The sequence below is a fragment of the Humidesulfovibrio mexicanus genome, assembly GCF_900188225.1.
Lineage (GTDB): Bacteria > Desulfobacterota > Desulfovibrionia > Desulfovibrionales > Desulfovibrionaceae > Humidesulfovibrio > Humidesulfovibrio mexicanus.
The window spans coordinates 214,357-229,500 of record NZ_FZOC01000002.1 but is presented as its reverse complement, the minus strand read 5'-3'; the positions used below and the strand labels follow the sequence as shown (position 1 = coordinate 229,500).

At 66.9% G+C, this 15,144-nt stretch carries 15 protein-coding genes; 9 read left to right on the top strand and 6 right to left on the bottom strand.

All coding sequences use genetic code 11. From position 1 onward, the window contains the following. Nucleotides 1–15: 15 nt before the first annotated feature. From CHB73_RS04815 to CHB73_RS04805, 3 genes are all read right to left on the bottom strand, one after another. Nucleotides 16–711 (bottom strand): class I SAM-dependent methyltransferase, encoded by a 696-nt coding sequence (locus CHB73_RS04815; RefSeq protein ID WP_089272661.1) that lies wholly within the window; start codon nucleotides 709–711, stop codon nucleotides 16–18. A 96-nt stretch (nucleotides 712–807) separates the two neighbouring features. Further along, nucleotides 808–1,692 carry a TPM domain-containing protein gene (locus CHB73_RS04810; RefSeq protein WP_089272659.1) on the bottom strand — a complete coding sequence of 295 codons (885 nt, stop codon included), beginning with the start codon at nucleotides 1,690–1,692 and terminating at the stop codon, nucleotides 808–810. Continuing rightward, nucleotides 1,692–2,327 (bottom strand): LemA family protein, encoded by a 636-nt coding sequence (locus tag CHB73_RS04805; RefSeq protein WP_089272657.1) that lies wholly within the window; start codon nucleotides 2,325–2,327, stop codon nucleotides 1,692–1,694. Before CHB73_RS04805 ends, CHB73_RS04810 begins: the two co-directional genes overlap by 1 nt. Nucleotides 2,328–2,603: 276 nt before the next feature. On the opposite strand from CHB73_RS04805, the gene gcvH reads away from it, so the two are divergent. From gcvH to CHB73_RS04780, 5 genes are read left to right on the top strand one after another with little or no spacing between them, the layout of a single operon-like run. Continuing rightward, the gene (gene gcvH / locus CHB73_RS04800; RefSeq protein ID WP_089272655.1) at nucleotides 2,604–2,984 is read left to right on the top strand and encodes a glycine cleavage system protein GcvH; all 381 of its coding nucleotides are present in this window, start codon (nucleotides 2,604–2,606) and stop codon (nucleotides 2,982–2,984) included. A gap of 15 nt (nucleotides 2,985–2,999) precedes the next feature. After that, complete coding sequence (gcvPA, locus tag CHB73_RS04795; protein WP_089272653.1) at nucleotides 3,000–4,337, top strand: aminomethyl-transferring glycine dehydrogenase subunit GcvPA; 1,338 nt, start codon at nucleotides 3,000–3,002, stop codon at nucleotides 4,335–4,337. Beyond that, on the top strand, nucleotides 4,334–5,782 hold the full coding sequence (gene gcvPB / locus CHB73_RS04790) for an aminomethyl-transferring glycine dehydrogenase subunit GcvPB (RefSeq protein ID WP_089272651.1): 1,449 nt from the start codon (nucleotides 4,334–4,336) through the stop codon (nucleotides 5,780–5,782). The genes gcvPA and gcvPB overlap by 4 nt, the downstream gene beginning before the upstream one ends. Before the next feature lie 12 nt (nucleotides 5,783–5,794). Further along, nucleotides 5,795–7,180, top strand: a complete 1,386-nt coding sequence (locus CHB73_RS04785) for a dihydrolipoyl dehydrogenase family protein (RefSeq protein ID WP_089272649.1) — start codon at nucleotides 5,795–5,797, stop codon at nucleotides 7,178–7,180. Nucleotides 7,181–7,203: 23 nt separating this feature from the next. Beyond that, nucleotides 7,204–7,740, top strand: coding sequence for a hypothetical protein (locus CHB73_RS04780; protein WP_235641516.1), 537 nt, complete (start codon nucleotides 7,204–7,206; stop codon nucleotides 7,738–7,740). 498 nt (nucleotides 7,741–8,238) lie between these two features. Here the strand turns inward: CHB73_RS04780 and CHB73_RS16720 are convergent, their stop codons facing one another. Continuing rightward, nucleotides 8,239–8,376 (bottom strand): hypothetical protein, encoded by a 138-nt coding sequence (locus tag CHB73_RS16720; protein ID WP_179216901.1) that lies wholly within the window; start codon nucleotides 8,374–8,376, stop codon nucleotides 8,239–8,241. Between the two features lie 9 nt (nucleotides 8,377–8,385). Further along, a complete protein-coding gene (locus CHB73_RS04775; RefSeq protein WP_089272647.1) occupies nucleotides 8,386–8,853 on the bottom strand; it encodes a hypothetical protein in 468 nt (155 codons plus the stop codon). A gap of 167 nt (nucleotides 8,854–9,020) precedes the next feature. On the opposite strand from CHB73_RS04775, the gene CHB73_RS04770 reads away from it, so the two are divergent. The 4 genes from CHB73_RS04770 (at nucleotide 9,021) to CHB73_RS04755 (ending at nucleotide 14,437) form a co-directional block, all read left to right on the top strand. Further along, complete coding sequence (locus CHB73_RS04770; protein WP_089272645.1) at nucleotides 9,021–9,623, top strand: DUF488 domain-containing protein; 603 nt, start codon at nucleotides 9,021–9,023, stop codon at nucleotides 9,621–9,623. 182 nt (nucleotides 9,624–9,805) lie between these two features. Further along, nucleotides 9,806–11,878 carry an elongation factor G gene (gene fusA / locus CHB73_RS04765; protein ID WP_089272643.1) on the top strand — a complete coding sequence of 691 codons (2,073 nt, stop codon included), beginning with the start codon at nucleotides 9,806–9,808 and terminating at the stop codon, nucleotides 11,876–11,878. Nucleotides 11,879–12,060: 182 nt separating this feature from the next. Next, nucleotides 12,061–12,780, top strand: a complete 720-nt coding sequence (locus tag CHB73_RS04760; RefSeq protein ID WP_089272641.1) for a lysophospholipid acyltransferase family protein — start codon at nucleotides 12,061–12,063, stop codon at nucleotides 12,778–12,780. Nucleotide 12,781: 1 nt separating this feature from the next. Beyond that, nucleotides 12,782–14,437 (top strand): ribonuclease J, encoded by a 1,656-nt coding sequence (locus tag CHB73_RS04755; RefSeq protein WP_089272639.1) that lies wholly within the window; start codon nucleotides 12,782–12,784, stop codon nucleotides 14,435–14,437. Nucleotides 14,438–14,510: 73 nt separating this feature from the next. Here the strand turns inward: CHB73_RS04755 and fliS are convergent, their stop codons facing one another. After that, nucleotides 14,511–15,140, bottom strand: a complete 630-nt coding sequence (gene fliS / locus CHB73_RS04750) for a flagellar export chaperone FliS (protein WP_089272637.1) — start codon at nucleotides 15,138–15,140, stop codon at nucleotides 14,511–14,513. Between the last annotated feature and the right edge of the window lie 4 nt (nucleotides 15,141–15,144).

Sequence of the window (15,144 nt, the reverse complement as noted above, 5' to 3'; positions counted from 1 at the left end):
GTCAGCCTTCCTTCGTTACAGGGGTGAGGAATCGCCGCGAGCAATCTCCAGCAGGTTCACCGTCATGTCCTGTCCGCCCTGGGCCACGCGGCCGGTATGCGCCACGCGCACCCGCCAGCCCCGCTCACGCAGGCGGCCCGCCGCCGGAGCCGAAACGCCGCGCTCTGGGTCGGCGATGAGCGCCCGTCCGCCAGGCGCCAGGGCGAAATCCAAAAAGTCGGCCACCGGCTCAAAGAACCTGCGCTCGTACAGGATGTCCGCCCCGAGCACAAGATCCGCGCGGCCTCGTGGCACGGCCGGACGCCGCCAGTCCATGACGGCGAAAAGCGGCTTGCCCTCGCCGGGGCGCATATTCTCGGCGGCGTTGCGCCGGGCGTAGGCCAAAGCCTCGGGCTCGTAGTCGAAGCCCAGCACCCGCGCCCCCGCTGCGGCCGCAGCCAGGGAGGAAAGCCCCAGACCGCAGCCGGCGTCCAGGCAAAAGCGCCCGGAAAAAACCGCCGCGTTGGCGGCGATGAAGCGGGCGAGCAGCACCGAGGCGGGCCACAGCTCCACCCAGTAGGGCAGGCGCTCGTCCAGGCCAAGGTCGCCCTCGCCCATGGCGGCCCACAGGCTCTCCAGGTCCGCCGGGCGGGAAAGCCGCCACAGGCGTTCACCAGCCTGGGCCTCCACCACGCCGGGCCGTCCGGCGGCTGCGCTGTCTTTTTTCGTCATGCGGGCGCTTCTCCGCTCGTTGTGGATATATCCATCCGGCGGCTCGCGTCAACAATTCGTGCCACGATACGCGCCGCAATCAGCCTTCTGGCGCGCTCAGGAATTGTCGTCCCCGCCGCCGAAGCCGGAATCGCTGCCGCCGCCGCCGAAGTCTCCGCCGCCGCCGGAAAAGCCGCCGTCCCCGCCGCCAAAGCCGCCCGGTCCGCCCGGTCCGCGCCAACGGCTGGAAAGCAAGCCCATCAGCAGGCCAATCAAAAACGAGCTGCCGCGCCCGCCTCCACCGTCGTAGCCGCCCTGGGACGCGCCCGGGCCCGCCCCGTATCCGCCGCCGTATCCGCCCGGCCCACGCCTGCGGCTCAATACCGCGATGGCCAGCACGGTAGCCAGCACCACCAGCCCAAGCGTCAGCCAGGGAAAGCCGGTATCCTGCTTGCGCGCGGGCGCGGCCGCGGGCTGGCCCGCAGCGGGGCCCGCAGCGCCCTGGGCGCCGACGCCCGGTCCCAGCGAGGCCTCCAAGGCCCGCACCGTCTCCGCCAGGCCCTGGCCAAAACGTCCGGCCCGGAAATGCGGCACCGTGACCTCGCGCTGGATGCGCTTGGACTGCGCATCGGTAAGGCGGTCCTCAAGGCCGCGCCCCACCTCGAAGCGCACGCGCGCCTCGGCCTTGGCCACCAGGATGAGCACGCCGGTATTGGCGCTTTTGGCCCCAACGCCCCATTGCCGCGCCACGCGGTTGGCGTAGGCGGCGATGTTCTCGCCCGCAAGCGAGGGCACGGTGAGCACGACGATCTGGTTGCCCGAGGCCTCGGCGTAGCGCCTCAGCTCCGCGCCAAGGGCGTTCTTCTCGGCCGGAGGCAGCAGCCCGGCCAGGTCCACCACCCATTGGCCGCCGTGCGGCGGGATCTCCAACGCCACCGCTGCGCGCGGTACCGCAACCGCCAGCGCCGCCAAGAGCGCCAGGACGGCGGCGAGGCGTCGCACTACTGCGCGCCCCCTGCGGGCGCAGCGGCCGGAGCGTTGCCAAAGCTCACCTTGGGCGCGGCCTGGGCGGCCTCCTCGGCCTGGAACACCTGCCGGGGGCTCGCATGGGTCATGAGCGCATTGACCAAGCTGCCGGGGAAGGTGCGGATCTGCACGTTGAGCGCGGTGACGGCCGCATTGTAGTTGTCGCGCTCGATCTTGATTCGGTTCTCGGTGCCCTCAAGCTGAGCCATCAAATCCTGGAAACGCGCATCGGCCTTGAGGTTGGGGTACTGTTCGGAGACCACCATGAGCCGCCCCAGCGCGGCGGAGAGCTGCCCCTGGGACTGGTTCAGGGCCTTAAGCTTCTCCGGATCCGAGAGGGTGGACGCGTCGAGCTTCATCTGCGTGGCCTGGGCACGGGCGGAAATGACCGCGCTCAAGGTCTCGCTTTCGTGGGAGGCGTACCCCTTCACGGTCTCCACCAGATTGGGGATGAGGTCCAGCCGACGCTGCAGCGCGCTGTTCACCTGGCCGGCCATCTGCTCCACCACGGCGTCCTTGGTGATGATCTCGTTGTTGGTGGCCACAAGGCCGGTGCCGCCAAGGATGACGACCCCGGCGAGGATGATGCCGAGCAGGACGAGCGGTTTCATGCGGGTTCCTCGTGTGGGCTGCGGCCGGGCAGGAAGGACGCCCGGACCAGGTTCAATAAGGCTTGGGGACAATTGGCCATGGCCGGGGCTCCTGTCAAGTGCGGCCCAAAACCGACGAACCTTGTTCGGCCCGCTGCGCCTGGACTCCGGGGACTCCGCAAGGCCCTAAGCGAATCATCGTCTGTACCGTCTGACGAATTCAGGGTTTTCATTCGCCGCGCGGAATGCTATTGAGCGTCACCCCGTAAACACCCTTCCTGAACGGAGGATACCTGGATGATTCCGAATGATCTGCAGTACGCCAAGAGTCACGAATGGGCCAAGGTCGAAGGCGACGTGGCCACCGTGGGCATTACCCATTTCGCCCAGGAACAGTTGGGCGACCTGACCTTTGTGGACCTGCCCAAGGTGGGCGCCAAGATTTCCGCCGGGGCCGAGATGGGCTCGGTGGAGAGCGTGAAGGCGGCCAGCGAGCTCTATTCGCCCGTGACCGGCGAGGTGGTCGAGGTCAACGCCGCCCTGGAGAACGCCCCCGAGGCCGTGAACCAGGATCCGTACGGCGCGGGCTGGATGCTCAAGGTGAAACTGTCTTCCGCCCCGGCGGACCTGCTGGACGCGGCCGCCTACGCCGACGTCTGCGCCGCCGAAGCCCACTAGGCCGAGGAGACCCCCATGCCCTACGTTCCGCACACCCCGGAAGACATCCGGCGGATGCTCGAGGTCATTGGCGCGCCCAGCGTGGCCGCCCTGTTCGACGAGATTCCGCAGGCCCTGCGACCCAAGAGCTTCGACCTGCCCGAGGGCAAAAGCGAGATGGAGGTGCTTGCGCACCTGGAGGCCCTGGCGGCAAAGAACGCCACCGGACAGGTGAGCTTTCTGGGCGCGGGCTTCTACGACCACCACATTCCCTCGGCCGTGGACGCGCTGTCCATGCGCAGCGAATTCTACACGGCGTACACGCCCTATCAGCCCGAGGCCAGCCAGGGCACCCTGCAGGCCATATTCGAGTACCAGACCGCCGTGACGCGGCTGACCGGCCTGGCGTACGCCAACGCCTCCGTGTACGATGGCGGCAGCGCCCTTTTCGAGGGGGCCATGATGGCCGTGCGCCACACCGGCCGCCGCAAACTGGTGGTCTGCGAGGCCGTGAGCCCCATCTACCGCGTGATGCTCGGCTCCTACACCTCGAACCTGCACCTTGAACTGGTCACCGTGCCGCACAAAAACGGCTGCTGCGACCTGGAGGCCCTGGCGGCCGCCCTGGACGCGGACACCGCCGCCGTGGTGGTGCAGAACCCCAGCTTCTTCGGCACCCTGGCCGACTTCACCCGGCTGTTCGACACGGCCAGGGAAAAGGGCGTGGTGTCGGTCGTCTCCGTGTACCCGGTGCTGCAGTCGGTGGTCAAAAGCGCCGGGGAGATGCGCGCCGACATCGCCGTGGCCGAGGGCCAGAGCCTGGGCCTGCCCCTGTCCTTCGGCGGGCCGTACCTGGGCATAATGACCTGCAACAAGGACCTTGTGCGGCAGATGCCCGGCCGCATGGTGGGCCGCACCGTGGACGGCCAGGGCCGCACCGGATATGTGCTCACCCTGCAGGCGCGCGAGCAGCACATCCGCCGCCAGAAGGCCACCAGCAACATCTGCTCCAACCAGGCGCTCTGCGCGCTGCGCGCCCTCATCCACCTCTGCCTGCTGGGCGAGGAAGGGCTCAAGCGCACGGCGCTCGTCTCCATGGAGCGCGCGCACTACGCGGCGCAGCGCCTCACCGCCATCGACGGCGTGGAGCTGCTTTCGGGCGCCGCGCCCTTCGGCAACGAGTTCGCCGTCACCCTGCCGGTGAACGCCTACCACGTCATCGACAAGCTCACCGCGCGCGGAATCGTGCCGGGCTTCCCCCTGGGCCGCTACTACAACGGCCTGGAGAACGCCCTGCTCGTCGCCTGCACCGAAAAGACCACAACCGAACAGATCGGCATCTTTGCCGAAATGCTGCGGGGGGCCCTCAAATGAGCACCGTATTCAAGAAATCCGCCCAGGGGCGCGAGGGCGTATGGCCGACCAAGCCCGCCGCTTCCGCCGCCGACCTGCTGCCCGCCGGGCTCGTTCGCGGGGCCGCCGCCGCCCTGCCCTCCCTGTCCGAACTGGACGTGGTGCGCCACTTCACCCAGCTCTCCAAGAAAAACTACGGGGTGGACGGCAACTTCTACCCGCTGGGCTCCTGCACCATGAAGTACAATCCCAAGTGCGCCGAGGCCGCCGCCGCCCTGCCGGGCTTCACGCGGCTGCACCCCGTGCTGCCCCAGCTGAAAGGCGCGGGCAGGCTGTGCCAGGGCGCGCTTGAGGTCATGTACGAGACCGAGCGCCTGCTGTGCGAGATCTGCGGCATGGATGCCTTCACCCTGCATCCGATGGCGGGCGCGCACGGCGAGCTCACCGGAGTCATGATCATCGCCGCCTACCACAAGGACAAGGGCAACAAGAAGACCAAGATCATCGTGCCCGACAGCGCCCACGGCACCAATCCGGCCAGCGCCGCCATCGCGGGCTACGACGTGGTCAACCTGCCCAGCCGCGACGGCATCGTTGACCCCGACGAGCTGGCCAAGGTGCTGGACGACCAGGTGGCGGGCATGATGATGACCTGCCCCAACACCCTGGGCCTGTTCGAAAAAAATCTGCCCCGGATCGTGGAGATGCTGCGCTCCGTGGACGCCCTGCTCTACTACGACGGGGCCAACATGAACGCCATCATGGGCAAGATGCGCGTGGGCGACGCGGGCTTCGACGTGGTGCACCTGAACCTGCACAAGACCTTCGCCACGCCCCACGGCGGCGGCGGTCCCGGCTCCGGCCCGGTGGGCGTGTGCGAGAAGCTCCGGCCCTATCTGCCCATCTCCCGCGTGGAGAAGCTGGAAGACGGCCAGTTCTTCCTGAACTACGACTTCCCCAAGTCCATCGGCTACGTGGCCCCGTTCTACGGCAACTTCGGCGTGGTGCTGAAGGCCTATGCCTACATCCTGCGTCTGGGCGGGGCGGGCCTTGCCCGCGCCACCGAGGCCGCGGTGCTGGCCGCCAACTACCTGCGCAAACGGCTCGATGCGGCCCTTGAGGTGCCCTACGACCGCGTGTGCATGCACGAATTCGTAGCCAGCGCCTGCAAACAGGCCGGGACCTGCCACGTGCGCGCCCTGGACATCGCCAAGGCGCTGCTGGACAAGGGCTACCACGCGCCCACCATCTACTTCCCGCTCATCGTCAAGGAGGCGCTCATGTTCGAGCCCACCGAGACCGAGAGCCTGGAAACCCTGGACCGCTTCGCGGACGACCTGCTGGCCATCGTGGCCGAGGCCGAGAAAAACCCGGAGTCGGCCACGGGCGCGCCGCGCACCCTGCCGGTGACCCGCCTGGACGAGACCCGCGCCGCGCGCGCCATGGAACTCACCGACGACCTGTAGCAAAGGGACCGCATGACGACGCAATACGACCTCGTGGTGCTGGGCGGCGGTCCGGGCGGCTTCGACGCCGCCGTGGAGGCCGCCGCCGCAGGCCTCAAGACCGCCCTGGTGGAAGCCGCGGAGCTTGGCGGCACCTGCCTGAACCGGGGCTGCATCCCCACCAAGCTCTGGCTCGGGGCCACCAGCGCCATCGAGGAACTGGCCGCCCAGTCCAAGGCCCGCGTGGCCTCGGGCGAGGTGCGGGTGGACTTCGCCGCGCTGCAGGCCAAGAAGGACCGGCACGTTGCGGCCACGCGCAAGGCCATGGCCGCCCGCCTGGCCCAGCTTGGCGTGGACCTCCACGCCGGGCGCGGCCGCCTGGCGGACTCGGCCTCCATCGAGGTGGCCGGGACGGACGGAACGCGAACCATCGGCTTCAAGAACCTGTTGGTGGCCACGGGCTCGCGCCCGGCGTGCTTTCCGGGCCTGACGCCAGACGGCGTACGCGTGCTGGATTCCACAGGCTTTCTGGCCCTGCCCGCCATGCCGCAGAGCCTCATCGTGGTGGGCGGCGGCTTCATCGGGCTCGAAATGGCCCAGGCCGCGCACCGTCTGGGCGCGAAGATCACCATCGTCGATGCCTTGCCGCGCATCGCCGGGCCGGAAGACCGGGAGGTGAGCCGCGCGCTGGAGGCCGCATTCCGCCGCATGGGCTGGGAACTGCGCCTGGGGGTCCAGGTGACCTCCGTCACCACCCAGGGCGACAGCGCCGTGCTCACCATGCAGACCAGCGCAGAATCCGCTGGCGAGGAACTGGCGGCAGAGTGCGCCCTTGTGGCCGTGGGCCGCAGGCCCAACAGCGCCGATCTCGGCCTGGAGTCCCTGGGCGTGGAGCTTTCCGGCCCCGGCTCCGTGCGCACCAACGAATATCTGGAGGCCGCGCCCGGCGTGTACGCCGTGGGCGACGTGAACGGCAGGACGCTGCTGGCCCACGCGGCCAGCCACCAAGCCCACTACGTGGTGCAGCGCCTGCTTGGAAAAGGCGGCAAGGCCCCATACGACTCCGGCCCGGTGCCAAGCATCCTCTACGGCAATCCGGAAGTGCTCCGCGTGGGCCTCATGGCAGACGAAGCCAAGGCCGGAGGCGAAAGCGTGCTGGTATCGCGCGCGCAGCTCATTCAGAACCCCATCGCCCAGGCCCACGCCGCCACTCAGGGCTTCGTCAAATGCGTGTGGCGGCAGGGGCGTCTTGTGGGCGTCACGGCCGTTGGCGCGGACGTGTCGCGCATGGCGGTGTCGGCCGCGCTTCTGGTGCGGGCGGGCTGGACCAGGGAGGACGCCGCGGGCTTCATGTTCCCGCACCCCACCCTGGACGAATCCCTCAAGGCGGCCATGCTGGCCGATAAGGAAGCCGCGTAAGACGGCGCAAGGAAGAAAACAGCGTGACCACGAAAAAAGCGACCGCTCCCCTCACCGCCGCGCCCATCGCGGTGCAGCCGGAGTTCGACCTGTTCACTTACTGCGAACTGGCCGGAGAGACCCGCCTCGACAACGACATGCTGGAGGAGCTGGAGCCCCGCTTTGACAGCTGGCAGCAGCACCTCAAGGCCTATCGCCTCTCCGCCGGGGGGGAAAAGGATCCCGGCTACGTCATCCTCTGGCTCGAAAAGCCCGTGGAGGACGAGATCGAAGGCATCTGGCAGGACTCGCCCTCGGCTGGCATGGCCTTCCACAACCTGGCCATCCACATGGTGATGAGCGCCGTGCAGAACCTGCTGCCCGATCTGGCCGACAAGGGCTGCGCCCCCCTGCCCAAACCCGGCAAGGAGGTCGTCGCAGCCTTCAAGAAGCTGGGGCTTGAGTGGAATGCGGAAGGCACGGTGAACCGCCAGTTCGCGGTGTTCACCAACATGCCCGCCCTCGCCACCTGCGCGGGCTGTATGCTGTATGCCAAGTGCGAGAGCCCGAACAAGGACTAGCCCCCAGGCTTGTCCCGCCACCGAAAAGGGCGGCCGCCGGGTGATTCCGGGGCCGCCTTTCTTATTTGCCCCAACAAGGGGCGGGCTCAGGAATCAGAGCGATGCGCCCACTCCGGCAGCTCGGAAACGGCGTCTGCGGACGTGGCCGCGCCTGTATTCGCCCCCACGGCCAACCGGTCCGCAGGGAGCGCTTTGGAGCCGCGCCTGATATCGGGACGCCCTGGAACGCCTCATACCTTTTTCGCTCCAGAACACGTTGAGCCAGGCGAGGGGCTTGATGGACCCGACGAAGACCGCGGACAGCGCCACGCTCTTGGGCTTCACGGAGACGCCGTCCACCAGCGGGCGCAAAGCCCAGGGCGCGCAGCGAGTGCAGCGGCACGGGCAGGCGCGCCGGGTGGTTGTGCAAGGCGAAGGCCTGCTCCAGGGGCACGCCGTGCCGAATGAAGCGCCACTTGCCCGTGCAAAAGCCGGTGAGCAAAAAGCGCAGCCGCGACGTTATGCCGCCATGTTGGGCGTGCTGAGCGCGAAGGCCCCGCCAGATGCCAGCACGCGGGCGCCGGGGCGGACGTTCTCGCGCGCCAGACGCAGGGCGTCGGATTTGGTGTGGCCCAGGATCTTGGCGCTCGGCGTCATGGGCCGGGCTTACAGGTATGCCAAGGAACTGGGCGGGGTCATGGCTGTGAAGAAGGCCTCCACCGCGGGGCGCTGGTCCGCGCGGATGCGCAGCTCGGAAACCGGCAGGGGATCCTGGACCCCGGCGTAGAGCTTGAGCGCCCGGTCCACGAACCCGGCCGGAAGGAAGGCCGCCTGGACCTCGTAATCGTTGCCGCCCCAGCTTACCGTAAGGGGAATGACGTGGGTGCCGAGCGGCTTGCAGAACACCAGGTTGCCGGTATGCACCAACGTCTCCAGCACGCCCTGCGGAAAGGACACCGCCCAGCGGGCAAGTATCTCGGTGAACACGGGCTCAAGGGCCAGATAGTTGTCCGGGTCCACCTTACACATGAGCGACTGCCCCGGCTGGTTGATGACCTGCGGCGCGTCCCGGTAGCCTGCGGCCAGTGCTTTCTGCAGCCGGGTCAGCGCATCCTGATAGTCCTTCATGGGCATGGCCGGTTCTCCTTGGCTTGGTTGGCGCATCCTGGAGCGCGATGATGATACATGCGCCCGGTCCATGCCGCAAGTGGCCGAGGCCGGTGCCGGTTCCTGCTTCGGCCTGGTTCGCTTGACGCATACAGAACAGTTGCATACAGACTGGACCAGGAGGCCAAAACCCCATGCCCCCCGACGCCCTGGCCGGATCCCTCGCCGTGTTCACCATAGGCTATGCGGACATGCCCGTGCAGCGCTTTCTGAACAACCTGCGCGCATACGGCATCACTGTCCTGGCCGATGTGCGGCCGCCCGCGTTTTTGTCCCATGTCCCCCAATTCGCGCAGGAATCCATCGCCACACAGACCCGGTCCCACGGTTTGGACTATCTCTACCTGGGCCGGGAGCTCTGCGGCCTGCCCGGCGATCCCGACTGCTACGACCGGCACGGCCATGTGCTGTATGACCGCGTGGCCGCACAGCCGGAATTCGATCTGGGAATCGAGCGCGTGGTGCACGAGCTGCGCCAGGGCAGGCAACTGGCGCTGGCCTGCGTGGAGGAACATCCGCGAGAATGCCACCGCCGAAGGCTTGTGGGCCGGGTGCTGCGCGAAAAGGGCATAGGCCTGGCGCACATCCTCCCCGAAGGCGGCATCATCTCCGAAGCGGAGCTGCTGGACGAGGAGGCCGCCCAACCACGCCAGCTTACGCTCTTCGGCGACGAGCCCGCGCCGCGCTGGCGCTCCGCCAGGGCATTCCCCAAGCCCCCCTGCTCCGGTCGCACGTAACCACCTCGCCCCTGCGCAGAGGCAAAGCCGAGCCAGCACGCAACCGAAATCCATTTTCCGCGCGCCCTTGACATTCTCGCTTCCTCCTCCCTATACATCTAAGCATAGATAATTCCAGGTGGGTTCGTCTTTTCCCGCCGGACCAGGGTTTCGGCGGATAAACTCGATACACGGAGTATGGGATGTCGGAAGCGCTCAGGTCTCAACGGACGTATGCTTTGGTGGGTCATGGCGGCAGCGGCAAAACCTCTGTCGCCGAAATGCTTCTGTTCAACGCCGGCGCCGTCAACCGCCTGGGAAAAATCGAGGACGGCACCACCGCTCTTGATTTCGAACCCGAGGAAATCAAGCGCCGGGGCTCCATTCAGCCGAGTTTCGCCAATTTCAAGTGGAACAAGAACCAGCACTTCCTCATCGATACTCCGGGCGACAACAACTTCAACGGCGACCTGCCCTACACCCTGGCCGCTGCCGATGCCGTGATCTTCGTCATCGACGCGGTTGACGGCGTGAAGCCGCTCACCCGCAAGGCCTGGAGCGAAGTCAAAAAGGCCGGGCTCCCGGCCATCGTGTTCATCAACAAAATGGACCGCGACCGCGCCGATTTCCAGGCCGCGTTCACCTCGCTCAAGGACAGCCTTGGCATCAAGCCCGTGCTCCTGCACTACCCAATCGGCGAAAGGGAGCAATTCAAAGGCGTGGTGGACCTGCTGGAGGACACGGCCCTCGTCTTCGACGGCAAGGGCGGCGCCAAAACCGAAGCAACGCCCGCCGATGTCGCGGGCCTCTCCACCCCCCTGCGCGAGACCATGATCGAGAATATCGCCGAAAGCGACGAAGCGCTCATGGAAAAGTACCTGGACGCGGGCGAACTCTCCCCGGACGAGCTCAAGGGCGCGCTGGTGGCGGGCGTCAAAACGGGCGAGCTTGTGCCCGTGGTCATCGGCTCTGCACTGCTGAACATGGGCGGGCCGCAGCTCCTCGACGCCATCCAGGCCCTGCTGCCCTCGCCCCTGGACCACGCCCCCTTCGAGGGCGAGGACGGCTCCGTGCGCGAGAGCATCGAGGCCGCCCCGGTGGCGGGCTTCGTGTTCAAGACCCTGGCCGACCCCTTCGCCGGGCAGCTCACGGTGATGCGCGTTTTTTCCGGCACGCTCACCGGCGACCTTACCCTGGTCAACTCCCGCACGGGCCAGCAGGAACGCATGGGCCAGCTGCTCTTGACCACCGGCAAGGAGAACGCGCCTTGCAAAACGCCGCTAGGCCCCGGCGCCATCGTCACCCTGGCCAAGCTGAAGGACACCAAGACCGGCGACAGCCTCTCCTCGGACAAGGCCCCCTTTGTGCTCAAAAAGCCCGGCCTGGCGCCCACCCTCATCACCTACGCCCTGGCCCCCAAGGAAAAGGGCGACGAGGACAAGGTGTACCAGGCCATGGCCAAGCTCCTGGACGAGGACGTGACCCTGAAGCTTGGGCGCGACGAGGAGACCGCCGACACCCTGCTCTCCGGCATGGGCCAGAACCATATCGAGATCAGCGTGGAGAAGGCCAAGCGCCGCTACAAGGTGGACATCATCCTCAAAACCCCCAAGGTGCCCTACCGCGAAACCTTCAAGACCGCTGCCAAGGAGATCCAGGGCCGCCACAAGAAGCAGACCGGCGGACGCGGCCAGTTCGGCGACTGCTGGATTCACCTGGAGCCCCAGCCCAAGGGCGCCGGCTATGCATTCGTGGACGCCATCGTGGGCGGCTCCATTCCCCGGCAGTACATTCCGGCCGTGGACAAGGGCGTGCAGGAATCCGCCGCGCGCGGCGTGCTTGCAGGCTTCCCGGTCATCGACTTCAAGGTCACCCTGTACGACGGCAGCTTCCACAACGTGGACTCCTCGGAAATGGCCTTCAAGATCGCGGGTTCGCTCGCCTTCAAGAAAGCCTGCGAGAAGGCCAAGATGATCCTGCTCGAACCCATCATGACCGTCACGGTCGCCGTGCCCGACGCCTACATGGGCGATGTCATCGGCGACTTGTCCAGCCGCAGGGGCAAGGTGCTGGGCAGCGAATCCCAGGCGGGCGTCACCGAGATCAAGGCCCACGTGCCCATGAGCGAGGTGCTCAAATACGCCCCGGACCTGCGCTCCATGACCGCGGGCCAAGGCACCTTCACCATGGAGTTCTCCCACTACGAGGAATGCCCGCCGCCCATCGCGGCCAAGGTCATTGAAGAGAACAAGCGCGAGGCCGCGGAAGAGGAATAGGGGCCGCCGCCAGAACTGTTCAGCCGTTGACGGGCGGCGGGGCCATGCGCTCCGCCGCCCTTTTTTCGGCTCGCGCCTGCCCGGCGGGGGCTGCCCGGCGAGGCCTGCGCGCAGCACCGCGCTTGTGCCCAGGGGGCGTTTCACGTAGGGACAGGGGAACGTTTTTCTAACAGGGACGAACAATGTACCGAGTGCTGCGCTTCTTCATCAGCCTAGTTCCGGCAACCGTTTACTACAGCGTGCGCCAGCTCATGCTCGACCAGGAAAAGGCGACCCTGGACGAGAAGGACCACTTCGGCAAGGTGTACGGCCGGGCCATGCTGCGCATGGCGGGCATCAAGGTGGACGTGGACCTCTCCGCCCTGGACCCCAAGGGCCACTATGTCTTCTTCTGCAACCACCAAAGCCTTTTCGACATCCCCATCCTCTTCGACGCGCTGTGGAACTACCACATGCGCTTCGTGGCCAAGGAAAGCCTCTTCCGCATTCCCATCTACGGCAAGGCGCTGGGCAACGCCGGGCACATTTCGCTGAACCGCGAAAACCGCCGCGCGGCCATGAAGAGCCTGGACGATGCCGTGGCCAGCGCCAAGAGCGGCATCTCCCCGCTCATATTCCCGGAAGGCACGAGAAACCCCGACCTCTCCAAGCTCATGGACTTCAAGGTGGGCGGCATGGTGCTGGCCCTCAAGTGCGGCCTGCCCGTGGCCCCGCTGATCATGGAGGGCACGGGCAAGCTTTTGCCCAAGAAGTCCATGCTCTTCAACCCGGACCAGCGCATTCGCTTGCGCGCGCTGCCCCCGGTGGACACCTCCAAATACACCCTGAAGGAACGCGAACGCTTCAAGGACGACATGTACGCCCTGATGAACGCGGCCTATCAGGAACTCTTGAGGAGCTGACATGACCACCGCCCCTGGCGAACTGACCATCCATCCCCTGGGCGGGCTGGGCGAGATCGGGCTTAACTGCATGGCCCTGCGCACCCACGACGCCACGGTGCTCATCGACTGCGGGCTCATGTTCCCCGAGGACTACCTCTTCGGCGTGGACGTGGTGATCCCCCGTTTCGAGCACATTCTGGAACAGCGCGACAGAATCAAGGCCGTCGTGCTCACCCACGGGCACGAGGACCACATCGGCGCGCTGCCGTGGCTTTTGCCCCATGTGGACGTGCCCGTGTACGGCTCGGACTTCACCCTGGCCCTGGTTGCCGCCAAGCTCTACGAACGCGGCATCGAGGCCGACCTGCGGCCGGTGAAGGACGGCGACCGCGTGGAAATCGGCCCCTTCACCTTCAATTTCTTCCCCGTGTGCCACTCCATCATCAAGGGCCATGCGCTCGGCATCGAGACCCCCCTCGGCCGCGTCCTGCACACGGGCGACTTCAAGATCGACCGCAACCCCCTGGACGGGCACGCCACCGACCTGGAGGGCATCCGCCGCTTCTCCGAGCCGGGCGTCACCCTGCTCATGAGCGACTCCACCAATGTGGAGCGCGACGGCTTCGCCCTCACCGAGCGCGAAATCAAGGCCAGCTTGCGCGAGGTGTTCGACCGCGCGCGCGGCCGCATCATCGTCACGCTCTTTTCCAGCCACATCCAGCGCCTGCAGGAAATCTACGACCTCGCCGCCGCCTGCGGCCGCAGGGTCGCCATCAGCGGCCGCAGCCTCTCGCGCAACATCGAGCTTGCCCGCGACCTGGGCTACCTGCGCATCCCCGGCGGCACGCCCGTGGAGGTGGAGGAGATCGGCGGCCTGAAGGACGAGGAAGTGGTGCTTGTGGTCACCGGCAGCCAGGGCGAGCCCTTGGCTTCGCTCTCGCGCATGTCCCTGGACGAGCACAGGAGCGTGCGCATCAAGAAAGGCGACCTGGTGCTTTTGTCCTCGCGGTTCATCCCCGGCAACGTGCTGGCCATCACCAAGGTCATCAACCGGCTCTACAAGCTGGGGGCCGAGGTGCTGTACGAAAAGGTCCAGGCCATCCACGCCAGCGGCCACGCCCACCGCGAGGAGCTGCGCATCATGCTGGAGACCGTGCGGCCCAAGTTCTTTGTGCCCGTGCATGGCGAATACCGCCATCTGGTGAAGCACTCGCGCCTGGCCGTGGAGTGCGGCGTGGCCCCGGAACGCGCCTTCGTGCTGGAGGACGGCCAGCCCATCACCCTGCTGGGCCAGGGGGGCGTGCGCCTGGAGGAGGCCGTGCCCGCAGAACGCATCCTGGTGGACGGCAAGGGCGTGGGCGACGTGGGCCAAAGCGTGTTGAAGGAGCGCCAGCTCCTGGCGGGCGAGGGCATGGTGGTGCTGCTTCTGGTGGTGGACCAGGACACCGGCGAGATCACCCTCGGCCCGGACATCGTATCCAAGGGCTTCATCTTCGAGCAGCAGTACGCCCACCTGCTGGAAGACGCCAAGTGCGTGGTGCTGGAAGAGGTGGAGGAGATGGGCACCGCCAACCTCAAACGCCTGAAGGAGCGCGTTCGCGGGGCGCTCAGGCGCTTCTTCCGCCGCGTGCTGGAGCGCGACCCCGTGGTGGTCCCGCTGATCATCGCCCTGTAGGGCGCTGACGCGAAAAAGCCCCCCGGACCCAAGCAGGTCCGGGGGGCTTTTTCGCGTACTGGCCCCTGCCAGGTCAGCGTGTGGTGGCGTAGGCGTTGGCCGCGCGCAGGCGCAGCGTGCTCACGGGGCGCGCCGCCGCAGGGGAAGCGTTCTCCTGCGCAGGCGAAACCTGCTGTGAATCGTCTGACGCATCCGGTTCCGGCGTGACCGGTTCAGGCGCGGCAGCTTTCGAGACGACCGGCTCCGGCGATGCGGACGCCGCGGCAAGGGGCTTGGTCGGCTCCTCCGCGACAGGTTGGGTGTCCGTGGCCTGCGTTACCGCCGCCACGCCCGTGGCGGCCGTTGGGATGATCTGCGCAAAGGCCTGCCGCAAGCCGGTGAGGATGCCGATGACCTCCTCCACCATCTGCTGGTCCATCTTGAGGTTGGCCTTAAGCAGCCTGGCGTTGCAAAAGAAGTACAGCTGGAACAGATTTTTGGAGATGTCGCCCCCACGCTCCTTGTTCAGGCTTTCCTGCAGCTCGCTGATGATGTTGATGGCCTTGGAGATGAGCACGCCCTTGCCGGCGACATCGCCCGCGCGCATCTTCTCTATGGCCTGCCGCAACTGCTTCACGGCCGTGTCGTACAGCATGATGAGCAGGTCGCCCTGGGAAGAGGTCGACACCTGTGTGGCGAGATAGGCCTTGGCTGCCTTAAGCATTGTG

Excerpts from the sequence above, each read along its gene's own strand:
- CHB73_RS04815 (WP_089272661.1), bottom strand. The coding sequence starts at position 711 with ATGACGAAAAAAGACAGCGCAGCCGCCGGACGGCCCGGCGTGGTGGAG.
- CHB73_RS04805 (WP_089272657.1), bottom strand. The coding sequence starts at position 2,327 with ATGAAACCGCTCGTCCTGCTCGGCATCATCCTCGCCGGGGTCGTCATC.
- gcvH (WP_089272655.1), top strand. The coding sequence starts at position 2,604 with ATGATTCCGAATGATCTGCAGTACGCCAAGAGTCACGAATGGGCCAAG.
- gcvPA (WP_089272653.1), top strand. The coding sequence starts at position 3,000 with ATGCCCTACGTTCCGCACACCCCGGAAGACATCCGGCGGATGCTCGAG.
- gcvPB (WP_089272651.1), top strand. The coding sequence starts at position 4,334 with ATGAGCACCGTATTCAAGAAATCCGCCCAGGGGCGCGAGGGCGTATGG.
- CHB73_RS04785 (WP_089272649.1), top strand. The coding sequence starts at position 5,795 with ATGACGACGCAATACGACCTCGTGGTGCTGGGCGGCGGTCCGGGCGGC.
- CHB73_RS16720 (WP_179216901.1), bottom strand. The coding sequence starts at position 8,376 with ATGACGCCGAGCGCCAAGATCCTGGGCCACACCAAATCCGACGCCCTG.
- CHB73_RS04775 (WP_089272647.1), bottom strand. The coding sequence starts at position 8,853 with ATGCCCATGAAGGACTATCAGGATGCGCTGACCCGGCTGCAGAAAGCA.
- CHB73_RS04770 (WP_089272645.1), top strand. The coding sequence starts at position 9,021 with ATGCCCCCCGACGCCCTGGCCGGATCCCTCGCCGTGTTCACCATAGGC.
- fusA (WP_089272643.1), top strand. The coding sequence starts at position 9,806 with ATGTCGGAAGCGCTCAGGTCTCAACGGACGTATGCTTTGGTGGGTCAT.
- CHB73_RS04760 (WP_089272641.1), top strand. The coding sequence starts at position 12,061 with ATGTACCGAGTGCTGCGCTTCTTCATCAGCCTAGTTCCGGCAACCGTT.
- CHB73_RS04755 (WP_089272639.1), top strand. The coding sequence starts at position 12,782 with ATGACCACCGCCCCTGGCGAACTGACCATCCATCCCCTGGGCGGGCTG.
- fliS (WP_089272637.1), bottom strand. The coding sequence starts at position 15,140 with ATGCTTAAGGCAGCCAAGGCCTATCTCGCCACACAGGTGTCGACCTCT.